The sequence below is a fragment of the Anaeromassilibacillus sp. SJQ-5 genome (assembly GCF_054108045.1).
Window position 1 is genome coordinate 1241369 of sequence record NZ_JBPJWQ010000001.1, and the last position, 20382, is coordinate 1261750.

General features: G+C 61.9%; 19 protein-coding genes. 5 read left to right on the forward strand and 14 right to left on the reverse strand.

The window, feature by feature from the left end; translation table 11 throughout:
- Positions 1-10: 10 nt before the first annotated feature.
- The 12 genes from ACSAMM_RS05290 to miaB all read right to left on the reverse strand — a co-directional run bounded on the left by ACSAMM_RS05290 (position 11) and on the right by miaB (position 13131).
- Positions 11-925, reverse strand: coding sequence for an RluA family pseudouridine synthase (locus tag ACSAMM_RS05290; RefSeq protein WP_178725566.1), 915 nt, complete (start codon positions 923-925; stop codon positions 11-13).
- The gene (lspA, locus tag ACSAMM_RS05295; RefSeq protein WP_457790267.1) at positions 873-1544 is read right to left on the reverse strand and encodes a signal peptidase II; all 672 of its coding nucleotides are present in this window, start codon (positions 1542-1544) and stop codon (positions 873-875) included. The genes ACSAMM_RS05290 and lspA overlap by 53 nt, the downstream gene beginning before the upstream one ends.
- Before the next feature lie 90 nt (positions 1545-1634).
- Positions 1635-2444: a DivIVA domain-containing protein gene (locus ACSAMM_RS05300; protein WP_457790269.1), complete on the reverse strand. Its 810-nt coding sequence runs from the start codon at positions 2442-2444 to the stop codon at positions 1635-1637.
- 83 nt (positions 2445-2527) lie between these two features.
- Positions 2528-3310, reverse strand: coding sequence for a YlmH family RNA-binding protein (locus tag ACSAMM_RS05305; protein WP_457790271.1), 783 nt, complete (start codon positions 3308-3310; stop codon positions 2528-2530).
- The gene (locus tag ACSAMM_RS05310; protein WP_178723879.1) at positions 3294-3752 is read right to left on the reverse strand and encodes a cell division protein SepF; all 459 of its coding nucleotides are present in this window, start codon (positions 3750-3752) and stop codon (positions 3294-3296) included. The genes ACSAMM_RS05305 and ACSAMM_RS05310 overlap by 17 nt, the downstream gene beginning before the upstream one ends.
- Positions 3753-3774: 22 nt before the next feature.
- Entirely contained in the window at positions 3775-4500 is a 726-nt protein-coding gene (locus tag ACSAMM_RS05315) for a YggS family pyridoxal phosphate-dependent enzyme (RefSeq protein ID WP_178723881.1), read from the reverse strand.
- Complete coding sequence (locus ACSAMM_RS05320) at positions 4478-5698, reverse strand: HlyD family efflux transporter periplasmic adaptor subunit (RefSeq protein WP_457790274.1); 1221 nt, start codon at positions 5696-5698, stop codon at positions 4478-4480. Before ACSAMM_RS05320 ends, ACSAMM_RS05315 begins: the two co-directional genes overlap by 23 nt.
- Before the next feature lies 1 nt (position 5699).
- Complete coding sequence (miaA, locus tag ACSAMM_RS05325) at positions 5700-6662, reverse strand: tRNA (adenosine(37)-N6)-dimethylallyltransferase MiaA (RefSeq protein WP_457790276.1); 963 nt, start codon at positions 6660-6662, stop codon at positions 5700-5702.
- A 31-nt stretch (positions 6663-6693) separates the two neighbouring features.
- Positions 6694-8601, reverse strand: coding sequence for a DNA mismatch repair endonuclease MutL (gene mutL / locus ACSAMM_RS05330; RefSeq protein WP_457790278.1), 1908 nt, complete (start codon positions 8599-8601; stop codon positions 6694-6696).
- 25 nt (positions 8602-8626) lie between these two features.
- Positions 8627-11242 carry a DNA mismatch repair protein MutS gene (gene mutS / locus ACSAMM_RS05335; protein WP_457790280.1) on the reverse strand — a complete coding sequence of 872 codons (2616 nt, stop codon included), beginning with the start codon at positions 11240-11242 and terminating at the stop codon, positions 8627-8629.
- 43 nt (positions 11243-11285) lie between these two features.
- Positions 11286-11690, reverse strand: a complete 405-nt coding sequence (locus tag ACSAMM_RS05340; protein ID WP_457790282.1) for a YlbF family regulator — start codon at positions 11688-11690, stop codon at positions 11286-11288.
- Between the two features lie 16 nt (positions 11691-11706).
- Entirely contained in the window at positions 11707-13131 is a 1425-nt protein-coding gene (gene miaB / locus ACSAMM_RS05345) for a tRNA (N6-isopentenyl adenosine(37)-C2)-methylthiotransferase MiaB (RefSeq protein ID WP_457790284.1), read from the reverse strand.
- Between the two features lie 288 nt (positions 13132-13419).
- On the opposite strand from miaB, the gene murC reads away from it, so the two are divergent.
- The 3 genes from murC (at position 13420) to ACSAMM_RS05360 (ending at position 17128) form a co-directional block, all read left to right on the forward strand.
- Entirely contained in the window at positions 13420-14808 is a 1389-nt protein-coding gene (gene murC / locus ACSAMM_RS05350; RefSeq protein ID WP_457790286.1) for a UDP-N-acetylmuramate--L-alanine ligase, read from the forward strand.
- 281 nt (positions 14809-15089) lie between these two features.
- Complete coding sequence (locus tag ACSAMM_RS05355; RefSeq protein ID WP_457790288.1) at positions 15090-15434, forward strand: rhodanese-like domain-containing protein; 345 nt, start codon at positions 15090-15092, stop codon at positions 15432-15434.
- Positions 15431-17128, forward strand: a complete 1698-nt coding sequence (locus tag ACSAMM_RS05360) for an FAD-dependent oxidoreductase (protein WP_178725909.1) — start codon at positions 15431-15433, stop codon at positions 17126-17128. The genes ACSAMM_RS05355 and ACSAMM_RS05360 overlap by 4 nt, the downstream gene beginning before the upstream one ends.
- 41 nt (positions 17129-17169) lie before the next feature.
- Here the strand turns inward: ACSAMM_RS05360 and ACSAMM_RS05365 are convergent, their stop codons facing one another.
- Both ACSAMM_RS05365 and ACSAMM_RS05370 read right to left on the reverse strand, forming a co-directional pair.
- Positions 17170-17829 carry a lactate utilization protein gene (locus ACSAMM_RS05365; protein ID WP_457790290.1) on the reverse strand — a complete coding sequence of 220 codons (660 nt, stop codon included), beginning with the start codon at positions 17827-17829 and terminating at the stop codon, positions 17170-17172.
- A 15-nt stretch (positions 17830-17844) separates the two neighbouring features.
- Positions 17845-18600: an exodeoxyribonuclease III gene (locus ACSAMM_RS05370; protein ID WP_178725913.1), complete on the reverse strand. Its 756-nt coding sequence runs from the start codon at positions 18598-18600 to the stop codon at positions 17845-17847.
- A 142-nt stretch (positions 18601-18742) separates the two neighbouring features.
- Here ACSAMM_RS05370 and ACSAMM_RS05375 point away from each other — a divergent pair, with 142 nt between their 5' ends.
- Entirely contained in the window at positions 18743-19636 is an 894-nt protein-coding gene (locus ACSAMM_RS05375; protein WP_457790292.1) for a radical SAM protein, read from the forward strand.
- 5 nt (positions 19637-19641) lie between these two features.
- Positions 19642-20355: an HAD family hydrolase gene (locus ACSAMM_RS05380; RefSeq protein WP_457790293.1), complete on the forward strand. Its 714-nt coding sequence runs from the start codon at positions 19642-19644 to the stop codon at positions 20353-20355.
- The last annotated feature ends 27 nt before the right edge of the window (positions 20356-20382 follow it).

The following is a 20382-nucleotide window of genomic DNA, read 5'->3' on the forward strand; positions in this document are numbered from 1 at the left end:
CTGGTCGCCTCTATGCGGGCGGCAGCGCTTGCAGGAACCGGGTGAAATAGGCGGGCAGGTCGCTGCTGAATTCCAGATAGGCACCGGTGCGGGGATGCACGAAGCCGATGGCGCGGGCATGCAGGCACTGCCCCTGGAGACCTTTGAGAGGCTTCGATGGCCCGTACACGGTGTCGCCGGCCACGGGATGGCCCAAGTAGGCCATGTGCACGCGGATTTGATGCGTCCGGCCGGTTTCCAGGCGCAGACGGACGTGGGTATACCCCCGGTAATAGGCCAGCACCTCGTAATGGGTGACCGCCGGCTTGGCATTTTTATCGGTGACCGCCATTTTTTTGCGCTGCACAGGATGGCGGCCGATGGGGGCGCTGACTGTTCCGACGGCGTCCCGCAGCCGGCCGCAGACCACCGCCTCATAGATACGGGTGAAGGAATGCTCTTTGATTTGCGCGGCCAGGCCCTGATGGGCCAAGTCGTTCTTCGCCACAATCAGCAAGCCGCTGGTATCCTTATCAATGCGGTGGACAATACCGGGACGCATCACGCCGCCGATGCCGGACAGGCTGTCCCCGCAATGGGCCAGCAGGGCGTTGACCAGGGTGCCGTCGGGATTGCCGGGGGCCGGATGAACGACCATGCCCTTGGGCTTGTTGACCACGAGCAGGTCGCCGTCCTCATAGACGACGTCCAGCGGGATATCCTGGGCCCGGGCCTCATAGGAAACGGGAGGCGGCACCTGCACGAGCAGGACGTCGCCTCCCTTTAATTTATAATTCTTCGTCACCGGGCGGCCGTTGGCCGACACCAGACCGGCGTCCAGCCAGCTCTGGGCGACGCTGCGGGTCACCTGCAGGGAATCGGCCGCGTGGCGGTCAATCCTCTCCCCTGCCTTTTCCGGCGGAACGATCCAGCTCTTCTCCTCCATGAGGCGTCTCTTCCTCCTGCGGCGCCTGTTCGGCGGCGCCTTCGTCTGTCGCCGGCAGGCTGTCGGCCGGCGCGGGTTCTTCCTGCTGGGACTTCGGCTTTTCCTCATAGAAGAAAAAGAAGAAAATCAGCAGCAGCACCGCGCCAACCACCACGCAGCAGTCGGCAAAATTGAAAATCGGAAAATTGATCAGGCGGAAATACAGGAAATCCACCACGTAGCCGTTGGCGATCCGATCGATGAGGTTGCCGACGCCGCCAGCAACAATGAGGACGCCGCTGATGTTCATCAGCGGGTAGCGCCGGAATTTGCCGCTCATCAGCAGGACCAGCATAAACGCCATGACCAGAATGGTGACGGAGATGAAAAGCCAGCGGTGATCCTGCAGGATACCGAAGGCGGCACCCGGATTCTCGCTGTAATGCAGTTCAAACACGCCGTCTATCAAAACGTGAGGGGGATTCCCTTTCAGCCAGTAGACCGCCAGGGCTTTAAACAGCTGATCGAGAGCGGTCAGGGCGGCGATGGCGATCAGGATGACCGCCTGCAGCCAAGCCGCCCGGACAAAGGCAAATGCTCGATCCACCAGCTGGCCGGATCGTTGCTCTTGCTGGTCCATTGCATGAACATTCCTTCCCAGGCCGACATATGTCGGGATAATGGGCGAACCGCCGCCCGAACAGGGCAGCGGGGACGCCGAATGCCGGCATTACTTTTTCCGTTTAAAGAAGCCGGTGGCCTCTCCGGTATCCTCGGAGATGTCGTATTCCGACCCAAACTTCAAATCCGTGAAGCGGGGATTGGGGCGCTTGCCAGCGACCGGCACCTCCTTGGGGATAACAGATTCCACCTGGATCTCGTCCTCCGGCAGCTGCGGGATGTTGGCGGCGAAGGAAGGCATCGGCTCCACAGCGGGAGGGGGAACCGGAACCGCCGGCGGGGCGGGAACGGCGGGAACCTCCTCCACCGGTTCGACAGCCGCCACAGGCGCGGCGGAACCCGCCTCGGGGACGGGAGCGGCAGGCGGCTCCTCGGCGGGGACTTCGGGAGACGCGGGGGGCTCTTCCTTCAGTTCGGGGAGAGCGTCGATGAGGGTGAGGTGATCCCGGTACATGGACAGCATCTTTTTCTTAAAGGCGGCCACTTCGCGCTTGATGCGCTCCAATTCGGCCTCTTCCTCCTGGATGTTCCGTTTGGCCACGCTGGTGATCTTTTCCGCTTTGATATTGGCGTCCTCCAGAATGAGGCCGGCCTTGTGGTTGGCCTCCCGGACAACGGTGTCGCCCAAGCGCTGAGCGCTGAGCAGAGCGGTGCGGATATTATCCTCGTCGTTGCGGTACTCCACCAGCTTATCCGCCAGAACCTCCAGCTTTTTCGTCAGCTCGGCCTTTTCGCGCAGGAGGGCCTCCACCGTATCGGCGCATTTATCAATAAAAGGATCCACTTCGGCGGTTTTGTACCCGCCCATGCTTTTGGTAAACTGAATATTGCGGATATCGTCCGGCGTATACATGGTCATGACTCATTCCTTTCTAACGGATAAACGCATCGAATACTTAGAACCTATCCCAATAGCCGCCAAACGGCTATTGGGACGAATTCTTATACACATTTTCTTGCCGACAGCGCGAGCCGGCCCTTGCGGGTCGGCGGGCCAAGAGCATCCACCATGTAGCGGCCTTTACCCCGCACGGACAGGCAGTCCCCCTCGCGCACCGGGGCGCTGGCCGACAGGCTGGGCAGGTGATTGAGGGACACCAAACCGGCGGCGATCAGGCGGGCGGCCTCTTCCCGGGATGTACCGATAAGGGCCTTCACCACCGCGTCCAGCCGGGGCGAGGCCACCGTATCCCGAATGGGAGCATAGGCCCGGCCAGCCGGCAGCGCGCCGGTATAGCCGGCGGTCACCGTGACCCCTTCTCCCCCCACCTTGGTCAGCTGGCCGCACAGGAAGGGGGCGACATCCTCATCCACAAAGGACACGGCCAGGCCGTCCCCGCAGAGGATATCGCCGACGGTTTCCCGTTTGACGCCGCAGGACAGGAGGGAACCCAGGAAATCCCGGTGGGTCAGCCCGGCTTCGGCACGGAAGCGAAAGGCCAGGGCCGTCAGGGGAAACAGGGCGGGCTCTGGCTCCATAAAATCCGGGAAAATGCCGCACAGCGTCCGCTCCGCCTCGTCATGGCCGCCATAAAAGGAGACGTTCACGCCCCGGGCAGCCTTCAGCTGCGCCTGCGCCATCGCCCGCTGCCGCTCATCCAGAAAACCGACAAAACGAGGGCAGGAATGCGCCTCGCTCAACTGCACGGCATCGTCCAGACGGGCACGCAGCCAGACGTCGCCATCCCTGAAGCCCGCGTGCGGGTTCTTAGAAGTAGAGGCCATTGCTTTCCAGTTCGTCGAGCAGATCTCCCATGATGCCCACGTTATAGGGGGTGATGATGAAGGTGCAGTTGGCGACCTTTTTGATTTGGCCGTCGTTGGCGTAGGCCACGCCGGAAAGGAAGTCCAGGATGCGGCGCGCCACATCCTTATTCGCGGATTCCAGGTTCAGCACCACGGTGCGCTTGGCGTTGAGGTGATCAGCCACGGTGCTGGCGTCGTCAAAGCGCTCGGGCTTGACGAGCACCACCTGCAGCTGCGCGGTGGCGTGAATGTTGACCACCTTGTTGTTTTTCTTGGGTTCGGCGGCTGTATACGATGAATCGGCAGCTTTGTCTTCGCTTTTAGACACGAAATCCATCCCGTCGTCTGCCGTATCGAATTCCTCTTCTTCGTCTTCTTCCGGATCGTTGATGAAGCCTTTGATTTTATCAAACAGTCCCATTTTGCATTTCCTCCTGCTGTGATTAATAGTTGCGTCTTCCAAAAAGCGCCGAGCCCACCCGGATGATGGTGGCGCCCTCCAGGATCGCTTCCCGATAGTCGGACGACATCCCCATGGATAAGACGCTCATATTAACATTATCTATGTTTTTGCCTCGCATGTCAATAAACAGTTGCCGCATTTGCGAAAAAACCTGCCTTTTTTCCCGTTCCGTCTCTAAAATAGGGGGCACAGTCATGAGTCCGCACACGCGGATGCCGGAAAAAGAGGAAATTTGTTCCAAAAGGGGCTCCAGTTCTTCCTCGAGGACGCCGGATTTGGCCTCTTCCCTGCCGATGTTCACCTCCACGAGCACGTCGGTCACCCGCCCGATTTTCAGCGAGGCGTCACTGACGGCGCGGGCCACCCGCAGGCTGTCGATGGATTCGATGCAGTCGACCAGGCCGACGATCTGCGTCACTTTATTGGTTTGCAGGTGGCCGATCAGGTGCACGCCGACGCCGTCCAGACGCAGGGCATCCCGTTTGCCGAGAAATTCCTGCACCCGGTTTTCACCGATTTGGCCGACGCCCAGGGAAAGGGCGCGGTTAATCCGCGCCGGCTCCACGGTTTTGGTGACGGCCAGCAGGGACACATCGGTTTCGGGACGGCCCGCCGCGGCGCAGGCGGCCGCCATGGTGTCGCGAATACGCAATAGGTTCTCGCGGACGCTGTCGTCCGCGGGCTCAGTGAATGATTTTTCCGTCATAGAGGCCCTTCCCTCCTAGAATGACATCGTCATATAATTTCAGATAGCCTTCCTTATCCACCTGCCGGCACAACGAGTAGGTGGGGTCGGCGTTGTATTCCTGTTCGATTTTGCGGAAGACCACGGTGTTGCCCACCCGGATGTACACGCCGGTTTCAAAGGCTTCGTTGGTCACAATGGCTTCCTTGGGAACGCGCAGGCCGGTGTGCTTGACCAGCTGGATCTGCACGTCCTCCATGCGCAGGGAGGACAGCTCCTTCGACATGTTCTCACAGCGGAAAATTACGGCCATCTGCCCATTGCGATCCCGGTTGCAGGCGGCCACCTTGACGGGGATTTCCTCATCCGAGACAAAGGGCAGGCGGATGGTCAGGGACGCCCCTTTACCGAAGGAGCTGACATAGGTGGCGGGAACGTTGCAGGCGACATACCACTCGTAATCGCCCACGATTTTCCCGACGGCCCCGGTGGGGACGGAAGCGGGCTGGGCATTCAGGGCGTTGTTTATGTCCTCGGTTGTCAAGGTTTCTACCTTGTCAAAATCCAGGGTGTCCTCATAACCGTCCAGGCCGCCGACGAAGTAGCCGGCCACCGGCGATTTCACCTGGCCGGTGGCCGCCTTGAAGCTGCCGGCCAGAGTGCCGCGCTGCGCGGTAAGCTGGGCGATCCGATCGTCGAAGTTCTGCACCTTGCCGGTGATGATCTGCTGCTTATTAAACAGGGACAGCAGCTCGGAACGCAGGTCTCCCAGGCCCTCGAAGGAGGAGGAATGGGCTTTGCTCACCAGGGACGAAACGGACTGGGTCAGCTGCTTTTCGATGAGGTCGAGATTGGCGCGGTTCTCTGTCCCCTGCTCCTGAATGCTTTTCAGCAGGGCGATTTCCGTGTCCAGAGCGGCGAGCTGCTGCTGCGCCAGAGCGTCGGCCTCGGAGGGATATATCTGCGCGATGGTGCCGTTTTTCGCCACGCGGCCGCCGTTTTCCACGCTGTAAAACAGGTAGCCGGAGGCGGAGCCGGTGATGGGCGTTTCGTTGCGGACGGTGAAGCCGCGGGTATCCACGGTTTCGTACATGCTCTGACTGTAGACGGTTTCGGTGCGGATGGGAGAATACAGCACCTGATAGCCCTGATAGACCACGTAGACCAGCAGGAACAGGGCGCCCAAAACCGTCAGCAGCCGTTTGACAAACGCATTCATGTCACACCGTCCTTTCCATGCGATGGGTATTCCACACCGTCAGGGCAGCCCTGACGAGGGCGGCCTTGTCGGGATAGTCGTCGACATACACGAAGTGCGCGGCGCTCATCCGGCGGAACCAGGACAGCTGCCGCTTGGCATACCGGCGGGTGCTTTGCTTCAGCTGCTCCACCGCCGCCTCCAAGGAGCCGGTCCCCTCCAGATAGGGAGCCAGCTCCTTATAGCCGATGGCCTGAGTCACGGTGGCGGCGTGGGGGCTGCCGAGAACGCGGCGGGCTTCCTCAAGAAGGCCCGCAGCCAGCATGGCGTCCACCCGGTCGTTAATGCGCCGGTACAGCGTCTGTCTGTCCCGAAAATCCAGCACCAGAAGGCAGGCGTCATAGGGGGACGGGACGGCGCGGGAGCGGCGGGCCTGCTCGCTTAAAGGGACGCCGGTGGTTCGAAAGGCTTCGATGGCCCGCACGATCCGGCCGGTATCGTTGTGGTGCAGGCGGGCGGCTGTCTCCGGGTCAAAGGCCCGCAGTTCATCCAGCAGGGCCTGTCCGCCTTCCTGCTGGGCACGGGCTTTCAGCGCCGCGCGCAGGGCGGGATCGGCCCCCTGCTCGGTGAAGATGAGATTATCCAGAAAAGCCTGCAGGTACAGGCCGGTGCCGCCGCACAGGATAGGAAGGCGGCCGCGGGCGTGAATGCTTCCGGCGGCGTGGGAGGCATCCTCGACATAGCGGGCCACGCTGTAGCTCTCCTCCAGCGGCAGAAAGCCCAGAAGATGGTGGGCGACGCCCTGCATCTCGGCCTCGGAAGGGCGCGCCGTCCCGATAGAGAGGGCGGCGTACACCTGCATGGAGTCGGCGGAGATCACCTCGCCGTCCAGCTCCCGCGCCAGGCGGACGGCCAGCGCGGACTTGCCGGAGGCGGTGGGGCCCGCCACGGCCAGGACGGGGATGCGGGGCTGAGATGGGGGCATGAAACGGCTCATTCCTTTCGAGGCAGGGCCGTCAGACGCGGCCGAATTGCTTTTCCAGTTCCCGGCGGGTGAGTTCAAAGCAGACGGGGCGGCCATGGGGACAATAGCGGATGTCGTCGTTTTGCAGCACGCGTTCCGCCAGCTGCCGCAGCTCCTCCGGCCGGCTGCTATCCCCGGCTTTGACGGCTGCCCGGCAGGCAGAGGAATGGTAAATCCAGTCCAGCTTGTCCATGGTGAGTTCCCGTTTGCCGGAGACGAAGCCGCCGGCGATTTCCTGAATGGCAGCCGCCGCGTCACAGCCGGAGAGGATCAGCGGCACCGCCCGCACCAGAACGGTGGAGCCGCCGAAATCCTCCACCTCGAAGCCGGCGGCCCCCAGGGTTTCCAGCTCGGCGGTGACGGCGGCGTATTCCTCGCGGCCCAGGGGCACGGACACCGGTTCCAGCAGCATCTGCGCGTCGTTATGAGGCGTCGCTTTCAGCTGGTTATACAGCAGGCGCTCGTGGGCGGCGTGTTTATCGATGACATATAAAGATTCGCCCATCTGGGCGATCACGTAGGTATGAAACACCTCGCCGACGTACACGACCGGCTCCGACGCCTTTTCGGCGGGCGGCGGGGCGGCGGGTTCTTCCCGAACGGGAGGCGGCGCGGGCGGCGGTTCAGGCGCTGCGGCAGGCTGGACCGAGGTGCGTTCGATATTCAGATACGAGGGGGCAGCGTAATAGGGGGCATCCGTCCCGTCTCGAAGGACGGGACGGGGACGAGCCGCCGGAGGCGCGGACGGGACGGCCGGCGCGGGAGCGGTCGGTTGTGCCGGCGGCTTATCCAAAATCGCATCGATGTGGGACGCGGGGGAACGGGGCGCGGCGGGCGGCTCCATATGCAGCTGCTCCGCCTGCGGCTGCCCGACGGCGGGGCGGACGGGCAGCACCGCCTGCTTGGGGACGTCGCCGGCCGCCAGGGCCGATTTCAGCCCGTGATACACCGCGTCGAACACCGGCTTTTCATTGATGAAGCGCACCTCGATTTTCGCGGGATGGACATTGGCGTCCACTGTCTCGGGGGGCATATCCAGATGCAGGACGCAGGCGGGGAACTTCCCGACCATGATGGCCCCTTTATAGGCCTGCTCCAGGGCGGCCATGGCGGTGCGCGTCTTGACGTACCGGCCGTTGATAAAAAAGTGCTGCATGGTGCGGTTGGCGCGGCTGGCGGCGGGTTTGCTGGCGAAGCCGTGGACATGCACGCCGCCGAGGGTGTAATCCACCGGCAGCAGGCTGTCCGAAAACTCCTTACCGAGAACGGCGTAGATACAGGATCTCAGCTGACTGTCGCCGGGGGTGAGCAGCTCTTCCCTGCCGTCCCGGATAAAGCGGAAGGACACCTCCGGATGAGACAGGGCGATGCGATCCACCACGCCCGCCACCGCATTCGCCTCGCTGACATCTTTTTTGAGAAATTTCATCCGGGCGGGAACATTATAAAACAAGTCCCGTACGACAATTGTCGTACCCTGGGGGCAACCGGTGTCTTCCAGGTGGCCGTCCTCTCCCCCTTCCAGGGTGTACCGGGTGCCGGCGGTTTCCCCTGCGGCGCAGGTGAGCAGTTCCACCCGGGAGACCGCCGCGATGGAGGCCAGCGCCTCGCCGCGGAAGCCCAAGGTGCCGATGGCCTCCAGATCCTCCTCGCGGCGCACTTTGCTGGTGGCATGGCGCAGGAAGGCGGTAGGCACGTCTTCCCGGGCGATCCCCGCGCCGTTGTCCGTGATGCGGATGTAGGTGACGCCGCCGTTCTGAATCTCCACAGCGACCATGGTGGCGCCGGCGTCGATGGTGTTTTCCAGCAACTCCTTGACCACGGAGGAGGGGCGTTCCACCACCTCCCCGGCGGCGATCAGCTCGGCGGTATGCTTGTCGAGTACTTGAATGTGCGGCATGGGATCCCCCCTTTTTATCATCACGTCAGTATTTCTTGGCTTCGGCAGTCAGCTCATACAGCTTCTGCATGGCCTCGATAGGCGTCAAGGTGTTGACATCCAGGGCCTTGAGCTGCTGAATCAGCTCGTTGTCCGCGCCAGCCAGGAGGGACAGCTGGCCCGAGTCCTCCTCCGGCTCGCGGGCGGGCCGTTTGCGCTCGGGGGCGTCGCCGGCCTCGGTTTCGCGCAGGATCTCCTTGGCGCGGTTCACCACCCCGTCGGGAACGCCGGCCAGCTTGGCCACCTCGATACCGTAGCTGTCGTCGGCCGGGCCACGCACGATGCGGCGCAGGAAGGTGATATCGTCCCCCCGCTTTTTTACGGCGATGTTGTAGTTCTTGATGCCGTCCTTTTCGTCCTCCATCACCGTCAGCTCATGGTAATGGGTGGCGAACAGGGTTTTGGCCCCCAGCTTTTTGCTGTTGGCCACGTATTCCAGCACCGCGCGGGCGATGCTCATGCCGTCGAACGTGGAGGTTCCCCGTCCGATTTCGTCGAAAACGATGAGACTATGCGGCGTGGCATTTTTGAGAATGGCGGCCACCTCGCTCATTTCCACCATAAAGGTGGACTGGCCGGAGGCCAGATCATCGGACGCGCCCACCCGGGTGAAAATGCTGTCTACAATGCCGATGGTGGCACTGTCGGCGGGAACGAAGCTGCCGATTTGCGCCATGAGGACGATGAGGGCAGTCTGCCGCATATAGGTGGATTTACCAGCCATGTTGGGGCCGGTGATGATGGCCACCCGATTATCCTTCTCATCCAGCAGGGTGTCGTTGGGCACAAAGGGGGCGTCCAGCAGGGATTCCACCACCGGATGACGGCCGTTTTTGATGTCGATGCGCCCCTTCATATCCACCGTGGGGCGGCAGTAATGACGGCGCATGGCCACCTCGGCAAAGGAGGCCAGCACATCCAACCGGGCCACGGCGGAGGCCGTGTTCTGGATGCGGGGCAGCTCGCCGGCGACCCGGTTGCGCACATCGGTGAACAGCTGGTATTCCAGCGCGATCGAGCGGTCCCGGGCACCCAGCACCCGCGCTTCCAGTTCCTTAAGCTCTTGGGTGATATAGCGCTCGGCGTTGGCCAGGGTCTGCTTGCGGATATAGGTATCGGGCACCTCGCCGGAATACGCGCGGGAGACCTCTATGTAGTAACCGAACACGCGGTTATAGCCGACCTTCAGGTTTTTGATGCCGGTGCGTTCCTTCTCGGCGGCTTCGATGCGGGCGATGATGCCCTTGCCGTCAGACATTTCAAAATGCAGCTCGTCGATTTCCGCGTTGAAGCCTTCCCGGATCATGCCGCCCTCGCGCACCGAGAAGGGCGGGTCGTCCACGATGGCGCTTTCGATAAGCTCCCGGACATCCTCCAGGGGATCGATGTTATGCTGAATTTCCTGCAGGAGGGCCGATTTGACGCCCTCCAGGCGGGATTTGACGGGTGTCATGCTGGCGATGGTATGGGACAGGGAGCGCAGCTCGCGGGCGTTGGCGCTGCCGTAGACGATGCGGGTCATGATGCGTTCCAGATCGTAGATATCCGCCAGCATGGTGCGCACGTCGCCGCGCAGCACCATATCGCCCAGCAGCTCTTCCACGGCGTTATGGCGGCGGATAATCTGGGCGGGATGAATCAGCGGCTGCTCAATCCAACTGCGGATAAGGCGCTTGCCCATGGCGGTTTTGGTGCAGTCCAGCACCCCGAGGAGGGAGCCGCGCTTTTCCTTGCTGCGCATGGTTTCCAGCAGTTCCAGATTGCGGCGGGCGGTCACGTCCAGACGCATGAACTGTACGTCGGAATAGACATCCAGGTTGGTCAGCCGCTCCAGGCCGGTCATCTGCGTGGCCTGGAGATAGGACAGGGCACAGCCCAGGGCCCGCACGGCAGGATACTGGTTTTCCAGGCCCAAATCCTCCAGGGTATCCTTGCCGAAATGGGCGAGGATGCGGCGCTGGCTGTCGTCGTAATCGAACTGGCTGTCGTCGGTGACATCGGGAGACAGGCCGAGACGGTCAGTGACGAACTGAGCCACCGCTGGCTGGCCGGCAGCCTGCTGGTTGAGCAGGATTTCGCTGGGCGCGTACCGGCCCAGCTCATTGGCGACCCGCAGGGGGACGTCCTCCCCCCGCAGGCAGGTCAGATGAATGTCCCCAGTGGAGCAGTCACAGAAGCACAGGCCGGCCTGCGCCGCCCCCTCCTCCATATACAGGACGCTCAGATAATTGTTTTTCCCCTCGTCGAGCATGCTGCCCTCAATGACGGTGCCGGGGGTGATGATGCGCACGACGTCCCGCTTGACCAGCCCTTGGGCCAGGGCGGGATCCTCCATCTGCTCACAGATGGCCACCTTGTAGCCCTTGGCCACCAGGCGGGCGATATACGACTCACAGCTGTGGAAGGGGACGCCGCACATGGGCGCCCGTTCCTCCTGCCCGCAGTCCCGGCCGGTGAGAACCAGCTCCAATTCCTGCGACGCCGTCTTAGCGTCGTCGAAAAACATCTCGTAAAAGTCGCCCAGGCGAAAGAACAAAATGCAGTTTTCATGCTGCTTCTTGATCTCCAGGTACTGTTTCATCATGGGCGTCAGTTCCGCCACGCGCGCCACTTCCTTTCGCTTTTGTTCCGGCCGAAAGCGATGCTCAGTGGCAACCGCTGCAGCCCGCGCAGTTGCCGCCGCAGCCGCCGGTCTGCACCTCGTCGGGCTCCTGACCCTGGGCAGACATGGTGATGATAGTGCCGATGTCATTGACGAGCTTATCCAGCTCGGTTTTCGCCTCGTTATAGGCGGCCATATGCTCGTTGGCCATGATGAGGGCGTAAAGCTCCCGGATTTCGCCGTCCAAAGTTTTCAGCTTAGCCTCGTCCTTATCCTCCTTGCTGGTTTCGTTGCCCACGGCGATCCGCTTGAGATTGAATTCCCCGATGAGGCCTTGCAGTTCCTCGTCCTCATCAGCGGCGGCCTGGGCCATTTGGGTGCGGATAAACCGCTCGTCCTGCTGCAGGGTGCGGGCCAGTTCGCGAGCCATTTCCAAGATATCTTCCATGTTAAACATCCTCCGTTTATTTTGTTTCTTGCGTGTCGACGATTCTGCCATAGAGAATCCAGCTTTTCGCCTCGGTGATTTCCACCTGGGCATAGCTTCCCACCGGGGCGGCGCCTTCATCCACCCGGATGAGAATATTTTCCGGCAGGCGCGCTTCCAGGTAGCCGTCGCAGGCGTTCTCGATCAGGGCGCGGCGCACGGATCCCACCATACCGGCCAGCCGTTCGGCGGCCAGCGATTCCTGCAAGGCCGTCATCTCTTGGAACCAGGCGGATTTTTCCTCAGCTGGGATGGGATCGGGCATCGAGGCGGCGGGGGTGCCCACGCGGGGCGAGAAAATGAAGGTGAACAGGGAAACAAAGCCCACCTCGCGGATCAGGGACAGGGTTTGTTCAAAATCCTCCCGCGTCTCCCCGGGGAAACCGACGATGACATCGCTGGTGAACGCGATGCCGGGAACCGTCCGGCGCGCGCAGGCGATAAGCTCCAGGTACTGCTCCCGGGTATACCCCCGGTTCATCGCCTTGAGGATCCGGTTGCTGCCCGATTGGAAGGGCAGGTGAAAATGCCGGGACACCTTCTCACACGAGGCGATGGCTTCAAACAGCGCGGGGGTGGCATCCTTGGGATGAGAGGTCATGAAGCGGATAAGAAAATCCCCCTCGATGGCGTTGAGCCGCCGAAGCAGTTCGGGAAAATCCACCCCGTGGGCCTCCCCTTTGCCGTAGGAATTGACATTCTGTCCGAGCAGGGTGATATCCGTATACCCTTCCGCCACGAGCTGCCGCGCCTCCTCGAGGATACAGGCGGGATCCCGGCTGCGCTCCCGGCCGCGGACATGGGGCACGACGCAATAGGTACAAAAGTTGTTGCAGCCGTACATAATCGGCAGGAAGGCCTTGAAGCTCCCATCCCGCCGCACGGAAAGCCCCTCAGCAATGACGCCATCCGCGTCGGGGATGGACTGCACCTGCCGGCGGCTTCCCAGGGCCTGGAACAGCAATTCGGGCAGAGTATGAATGACGTGGGTGCCGAAGACGAGGCCCACGAAGGGATAGCTTTCCCTGAGCTTTTTCGCGACGTGCTCCTGCTGCGCCATGCAGCCGCACACGCCGATGAGCACATCCGGGCGGCGGCGCTTGAGCGCCTTGAGGGCGCCGATGTTGCCGAAAACCCGATCCTCGGCGTGCTCCCGGACGGCGCAGGTGTTGAACAGGATGAAGTCCGCGTCGTCGGGCTGCTCGGTGAAGCCGAAGCCCATATCCGCCAGCATGCCCTTAATGTGTTCGGAATCGGAGACATTCTGCTGGCAGCCGAAGGTGCGCACGCAGGCCAGGGGCGAACGGTGGGACAGGCGGCGTTCGTAATGCTCCCGCACCCTGTCCATATAGCCGCGCTGAACGGCCAGTTCTTCCGGTGTGACTTGTCTGGTATTGGTCATAAGCAGGCGATTTCCTCTCTCGATGTTCGCAGAAACGCGACGGTACGGCGGGCCCTATATCCTTGTATTATACCAAAACAGGCGGCCCATTTCAATGGATAATTCCGAATTCCGAGCCGACGGGCGCGAAAGATGGATTAAACCCACATTTTTCCGGATAAAATAAGAAAAGGTGTTCCTTTTTTCTGCGGATGGCAATATAATAGGAAACGGAACATCCGGCGGCGCGCCCGCCGGAAAACGGCGCCGGGGCAGTCCCCGGCCCAAGGGAAGGGTTTGAAAGCACGTATGGACAACCGTCAACCGCAGGATATCCTGCACACGGTGAAGCGCATTCATTTCGTCGGCATCGGAGGTTCCGGGATGAGCCCGCTGGCGGAAATTCTTCACACCTGGGGCTACCAGCTATCCGGGTCGGACAACAACGAGTCGGACAACGTGAACCGGATGCGCTCTTTGGGCATTCCGGTGACCATGGGCCATGCAGCCGCGAACATTGACGGCGCGGAGCTGGTGGTCTATACAGCGGCCGTCAACGCCCAGAACCCGGAGTTGGTCGCCGCCCGGGAAAAGGGGATCCCCCTGCTGGAACGGGCCAAGCTGCTGGGCCTGATTTCCCGCCGATACGGCAACACGGTGGCAGTGGCGGGCACCCACGGCAAAACCACCACCACCTCCATGATTTCGCAGATTCTTTTGCAAGCGGGACTGGATCCCTCCTTGTTCATCGGCGGCCGGCTGCCCCTCATCAACGCCAACGGCCGGGCGGGGGCCACCGACACCATGATCTGCGAAGCCTGCGAATTCCAGGATCATTACCTGGAGATGATCCCGGCGGTGGCGGTCATCCTCAACATCGACGCGGATCATCTCGACTATTTCGGCACGCTGGACAACGTCATCGCCTCCTTCCGGAAGTTCGCCGCGCGCACCACCGGCACCCTCATCGTCAACATGGAGGATGAAAACGCGCCGCTGGCTGTCCGTGGGCTGAGCGGGCCGCGGGTCATCACCTACGGCCTTCAAGGGGACTGGGACTGGACGGCGAAAAACGTCGGGGTGACCGACGGCTCCTATGGAACCTACGACCTGTACCACGAGGGCGGCTTCATCGCCCATGTCCGCCTGGGGGTGCCCGGCGCACACAACGTCTCCAACTCCCTGGCGGCGGCCGCCGCGGCCACCTTATGCGGGGCCAGCCCGGCGCAGATTGTGGAGGGGCTGGAGAGCTTCCACGGGGCCGGACGGCGGTTCGAATTTCTGGGCACGGAGGCGGGCGTGACCATCGCAGACGACTACGCCCATCATCCCACCGAAATCAGCGCGACCCTCAACGCGGCCAAGGGCATGGGGTACCAGCAGGTTTGGGCCATTTTCCAGCCCTTCACCTATTCCCGCACCGCCCGGCATCTGGACGGGTTCGTCTCCTCCCTGTCCATCGCGGATAAGGTGATCGTCAGCGACATCATGGGCTCCCGGGAAGAAAACACCTATCATGTGTCCTCCCAGCAGATCACCGATCGCATACCGGGGGCGCTGTATCTGCCCACCTTCCAGGAAATCAGCGACTATGTGACGTCTCATGCGGACGAGGGGGATCTGGTGCTGACCATGGGCGGCGGCGACGTATACAAATGCGCCCGAATGATCGCGGAACAGCTGAAAGCCAAAAAATAAGACAGGATGCGCCACCCCTTGAAAAGACCGCGTGCGGGCCATGACATGTGGCCCGCATTTCGTGTTTGCGCCGGCCGGTGACTTTATCACGGAAGGCCGGCGGACGGCGTGGTAGAATAACCTCACGGCGTTCTCCAAAGCCTTGCAGCGCAAGCCTTTGGACGCCTGAGAGAACATTGAACCACTCCGAAACGGTCGAAGCCGTTTCGGACTAAGGAGGGCGTCGCTCCGCGCCGCCTTGTGGTATAGTGTGGACAGAAACCCGACAAGGAGGTCAAACGATGGCGATACATCTTTTCAAAAAATCACGAGCCAGTACACCGAATATCAACGAATGGGTGCGAACCTACCGACAGGATCCGCAGGCCGTTCTCTTGGACGTGCGCACCGACGAGGAATACGGCGAGGGCCATATTCCGGGAAGCGTCCATCTGGAACTGGGCCGGGAAAGCGAGCTGCCGCGTATCGCGCCCGATCCCCGCACACCGCTGTACGTATACTGCCGCAGCGGGAGCCGGAGCGAAAGCGCCTGCAGGGTGTTCCGCGGAATGGGGTATCCCCATGTGGTGAATATCGGCGGCATTCTAGCCTGGGAGGGCGACATCGAGAAAGGAGCGCGGGTATGAAGGTTGTGATTATCGGCGGAGTGGCGGGAGGCGCCACGGCGGCGGCCCGGCTTCGCCGGCTGGACGAGCAGGCGGAAATTGTCATGCTGGAGCGTAGCGGATACGTCTCTTACGCCAACTGCGGGCTCCCCTACTATGTGGGAGGCGTGATCACCGACCAGGAGGAGCTGACTCTGCAGACGCCCGAGAGCTTCCGGCGAAGGTTTGCCGTGGACGTGCGGGTGCGCCACGAGGCGACGGCTATCGATCCGACGCGGAAAACCGTGACAGTCCGGCGCCTGGAGGACGGAAGCGAGTACGAGGAAGCCTATGACAAGCTGCTCCTCTCCCCCGGTGCCAGGCCGCTGCGTCCCGCCCTGCCCGGCGTGGAATCGGCGCGCGTGTTTACCCTGCGCACGGTGGAGGACACGCTGCGGCTGCACACGTTCATCCAAAGCAGCGCCCCGCGCAGCGCCGTGGTGGTGGGCGGCGGCTTCATCGGCCTGGAGATGATGGAGAACCTGACCCACCAGGGAATCCAGGTGACGGTGGTGGAAAAGCAGCGGCAGGTGATGGCGCCCATCGACTACGACATGGCCTGCGGCGTACACGCGTATCTGCGGGACAAGGGCGTTGCGCTGCGGCTGGATGCGGCGGTGGAGGGCTTCGAAGAGACGGATTCCTCCCTGTCGGTCCGGCTGGAGGGCGGCGAAAGGCTGGAAACGGACATGGTGGTGCTGGCCCTCGGCGTGGTCCCGGACACGGGACTGGCCAAGGAAGCGGGGCTGACGCTGGGCGGACGGGGCGCCATCGTGGTCAACGACCGGATGGAAACCTCCGCGCCCGACATATACGCCGTGGGCGACGCGGTGCAGATCACCCATGCCGTGACGGGAGATCCGGCCTGGGTGCCGCTGGCGGGGCCGGCCAACAAGCAGGGGCGGATTGCCGCCGACAACATCAGCGGCCGGGACAGCCGTTTTGACGGCAGCCAGGGCACCTCCATTCTGCGGGTGTTCGACATGACTGTGGCGGCAACCGGACTCAACGAACGGGCTGCCGAAGCCGCGGGGTACCGGTTCGACAAGGTAGTGACCTTCTCCCCTTCCCACGCGACTTACTATCCCGGCGCTTCCAATATGACAATCAAGACTGTGTTCGAACGCGGCAGCGGGCGGATTCTGGGAGCGCAGATCGTGGGCTTCGAGGGGGCGGACAAACGCATCGACGTGCTGGCCGCCGCCGTGCGCGGACAGATGGGGGCAGCGGATTTGGCCGAGCTGGAGCTGGCCTACGCACCGCCCTTTTCCTCCGCGAAGGATCCGGTGAACATGGCCGGGTTCGTCATTGGCAACCTGCTGGACGGAACGGTGCGGCAGTTCCACTGGAACGACGTTCCCGGCGTGCAGCACAACCCGGAGGTCACGCTGCTGGACACCCGCACCCCCGGCGAATACCGACGGGGACACATCGAGGGGGCGGTGCACATTCCGCTGGACGAACTGCGCGCTCGGCTTGAGGAGCTGGACAAAGGCAAGCCGGTGTATGTGCACTGCCAAAGCGGCCTGCGCAGTTATATCGCCTGCCGGATACTGACGGGGCACGGCTTCACATGCTACAACCTATCCGGCGGCTACCGGCTGTATGAGCAGGTGATGCGGGAGGCGGCGTTTGACAGCCGGCCCGCCCATCCTTGCGGCGTACCGCTGACATAAAAAGACCAGCGGCCTGGGTTTTCGCCCCGGCCGCTGGTCTTTTAATAGCCCAATTCCTCTCCTACCAGGATGACCTTGATACGACCTTTTTCCCGCTGGTAGGCGGATACCACGTAGGAGCAGCAGATACGTGTACTGGTTTTGCAGCCGGACGCCATGTCTCCCCGCAGGCCCATACAGGCGCCAGTTTTGGCGCAATAGGTGTCGCAGCCGAGGCGTGCGGCGTTAGCCGGGGCCGCGCAGCGTTTGACGCGTGTGACGGCCGCGTCGATATCCTTGACGATTTTGTTGACGCCAGCCACCAAAATGACAGAGCGGGGGCCGTAGCAGATGGCCGCCACCCGATTGCTGTTGCCGTCCACGTTATACAGCTCGCCGTTCAGGGTGACGGCGTTGACCGAGGACAGATAGGCGTCGGCCGCGAAGCTGTCGAGGAATACCTTCCGCATGTCGGGAATATCCGGTGCGTAGCGATCGATGAAACGATACCGCCCGCTGCGCAGCAAATCCAGCACGCCGGTCTGGGTCAGCGTTTTGGATCCGCCCACCGCCACGGTGTCGCCGTCGTGCAGCAGGCGGGCCACCTGCTCGGGAACATCGGCCGCGCGTTCCACAAAATACCCATCCATATTGTTGCGGCGCAGGGCTTCGATGACCTGCGCGGCCTGGAGGCCGGCCACTTGTTTTTGATACTCGTCCATGAGGCTTCTCCCCTTTCAGATATCCAGCTGAAGCTCCACCGGGCAGTGATCCGAACCGAAAATTTCGGTGCGGATCGCAGCTTCCCGGACGGCGCCGGCCAGCCGGTTGGAAACCAGAAAATAGTCAATACGCCATCCGGCGTTTTTCTCCCGGGCGCGGAAGCGGTAGGACCACCAGCTGTATGCACCGGTCACGTCGGGATACAGCAGACGGAAGCTATCGGTAAAGCCGGCCTCCAGCAGGGCGGAAAAAGCGTCCCGTTCCTCATCGGAAAAGCCCGCGTTTCCCCGATTGGGACCAGGATTTTTTAAATCGATTTCCTTATGCGCCACATTGAGGTCACCGCAGACGACGACCGGCTTGTTTTCATCCAGCCCGCAGAGATAGCGGCGGAAGGCCGCCTCCCATTCCAGTCGGTAGGCGATGCGCGCCAGGCCGTCCTGAGAATTGGGAGTATAGACCGTGACGAAATAGAACGAGGGAAATTCGAGGGTAATGACCCGCCCTTCCTTATCGTGCTCCGCGATACCTAGGCCGTAGGATACGCACAGCGGCTCCTGTTTGGAGAAAACAGCCGTGCCGCTGTAGCCTTTCTTTTCGGCGTAATTCCAATATTGGTGGTAGCCGGGGAGTTCTAATTCGATTTGGCCGGCCTGCAGCTTGGTTTCCTGCAGGCAGAAGATATCCGCGTTTTCCGCGGCGAAAATATCGGCAAAGCCCTTGCCCATGCAGGCACGCAGGCCGTTGACGTTCCAGGAGATGCATTTCATGTGGGAAAGCTCCTTCCAATATGGATTGTTTTCAGTATACCAGATTCGGCGGGCAGAATGCGAACAAATTCTGAATTTCCATTGAACGCCGCGATGCGTTGGAGTACAATAAGAGGTAGATTACAGGAAAGCAGGAATCCATATGGCTATCCCCCGCTGTTCTCTCTGCCCCCGGAGCTGCCGGGTTCCCCGAGCGGACGACGCGCCTTCCGCCGGCGTATGCGGGATGCCGGCGATGCCGGTAGTGGCCCGCGCGGCGCTGCATGTGGGAGAAGAACCCTGCATCAGCGGCACGCGGGGGTCGGGCACGGTGTTCTTTTCCGGCTGTTCCCTAGGCTGCGTGTTCTGCCAGAATCACCCGATCAGCCACGAGCGGTTCGGGGAGACGGTGAGCATTCGGCGGCTGGCGGAGATTTTCTGGGAGCTGGAGGCGCAAGGGGCGCACAACATCAATTTAGTCAACCCCACCCACTACGCGGCCGCGATCCGTCAGGCGCTGCGATTGTATCGGCCGGCGATTCCGGTGGTGTACAATTCCAGCGGATACGAGCGAGTGGAGACGCTGCGGGCGCTGGAGGGGCTGGTAGACATTTATCTGCCGGATTTGAAATACGTACACGAAGAACCGGCAGCGGCCTTTTCGGGCGCGTCCGATTATTTCTCCCGCGCGGCGGCGGCCATCCTGGAAATGGCACGGCAGACGGGGCCGATGGTTTTGAACGCACAGGGGGTGGCGGTAAAGGGCACCATGGTGCGGCATCTAGTGCTGCCGGGGTATACCCGGGAATCCCTGGCGGTATTGGACTGGCTGGCGGGACACAAGGAAGCGGTATGGGTCAGCCTGCTGTTCCAGTACACCCCGGTGCTGCCGCTGGAGGCGTATCCTTCCCTGAACCGAACGCTGACGGCCCGGGAACGCCGGAAGGTATGGGATTATATGCTGGAGAGGGGAATCACCGACGGCTATGTACAGGAGCGCGGCTGCAGCGGAACCGCGTATATTCCCGCTTTTGATTTGACGGGCGTGAAGGGATGAGAGGCATGAAGTATCCAAAGATGATCCTGTTCGACTACGGGCGAACGCTGGCTTACGAGCCGGGGTGGGATTCCCTGCGCGGCAACGCGGCGCTACTTCGCTATGCGGTCAAAAACGACGGCGGCGATACGGCGGAGGATGTCGGGAGAGTGGCCAAAAGGATCGACGCCTATGTCAAAGACATCCGCAACGGCGGTTATGAAATAACCGGCGGGCAGTTCAACCGGCTGCTGTACGAATATTTAGGGATCGCCTTTTCCCTGACGCCCTTGGAGCAGGAAACGGTATTCTGGGACGCGGCGTCCGCCGGCGAGGCGATGCCAGGCGCGGCAGAGATGCTGGCCTGCATCAAAGCCAAAGGAATTCGCAGCGCCGTCGTCAGCAATATTCTTTGGTCGGGAGAGGCGCTGCGGAAGCGGCTGGACAGGCTGCTGCCGGGAAATTCATTTGAGTTTATTCTCGCGTCGAGCGACTATATGCTGCGCAAGCCCCAGCCCATGCTGTTTGAACTGGCCCTGCGCAAGGCGGGGCTGACGGCCAGCGAGGTCTGGTTCTGCGGCGATAATCCGCAGGCGGACATCGAGGGAGCCGCCGCGGCCGGGATGTTCCCCGTGTGGTTTGACAGCGACGTGGACGACAGAGAAGGCGGAGACAAGCCCGCGCCGCGCTGCGCCTGTCTGCATATCCGCCGCTGGGACGAACTTACCGCACGGCTGTAAAAACCCCTGCCGAAAGCGCTGGCTCTC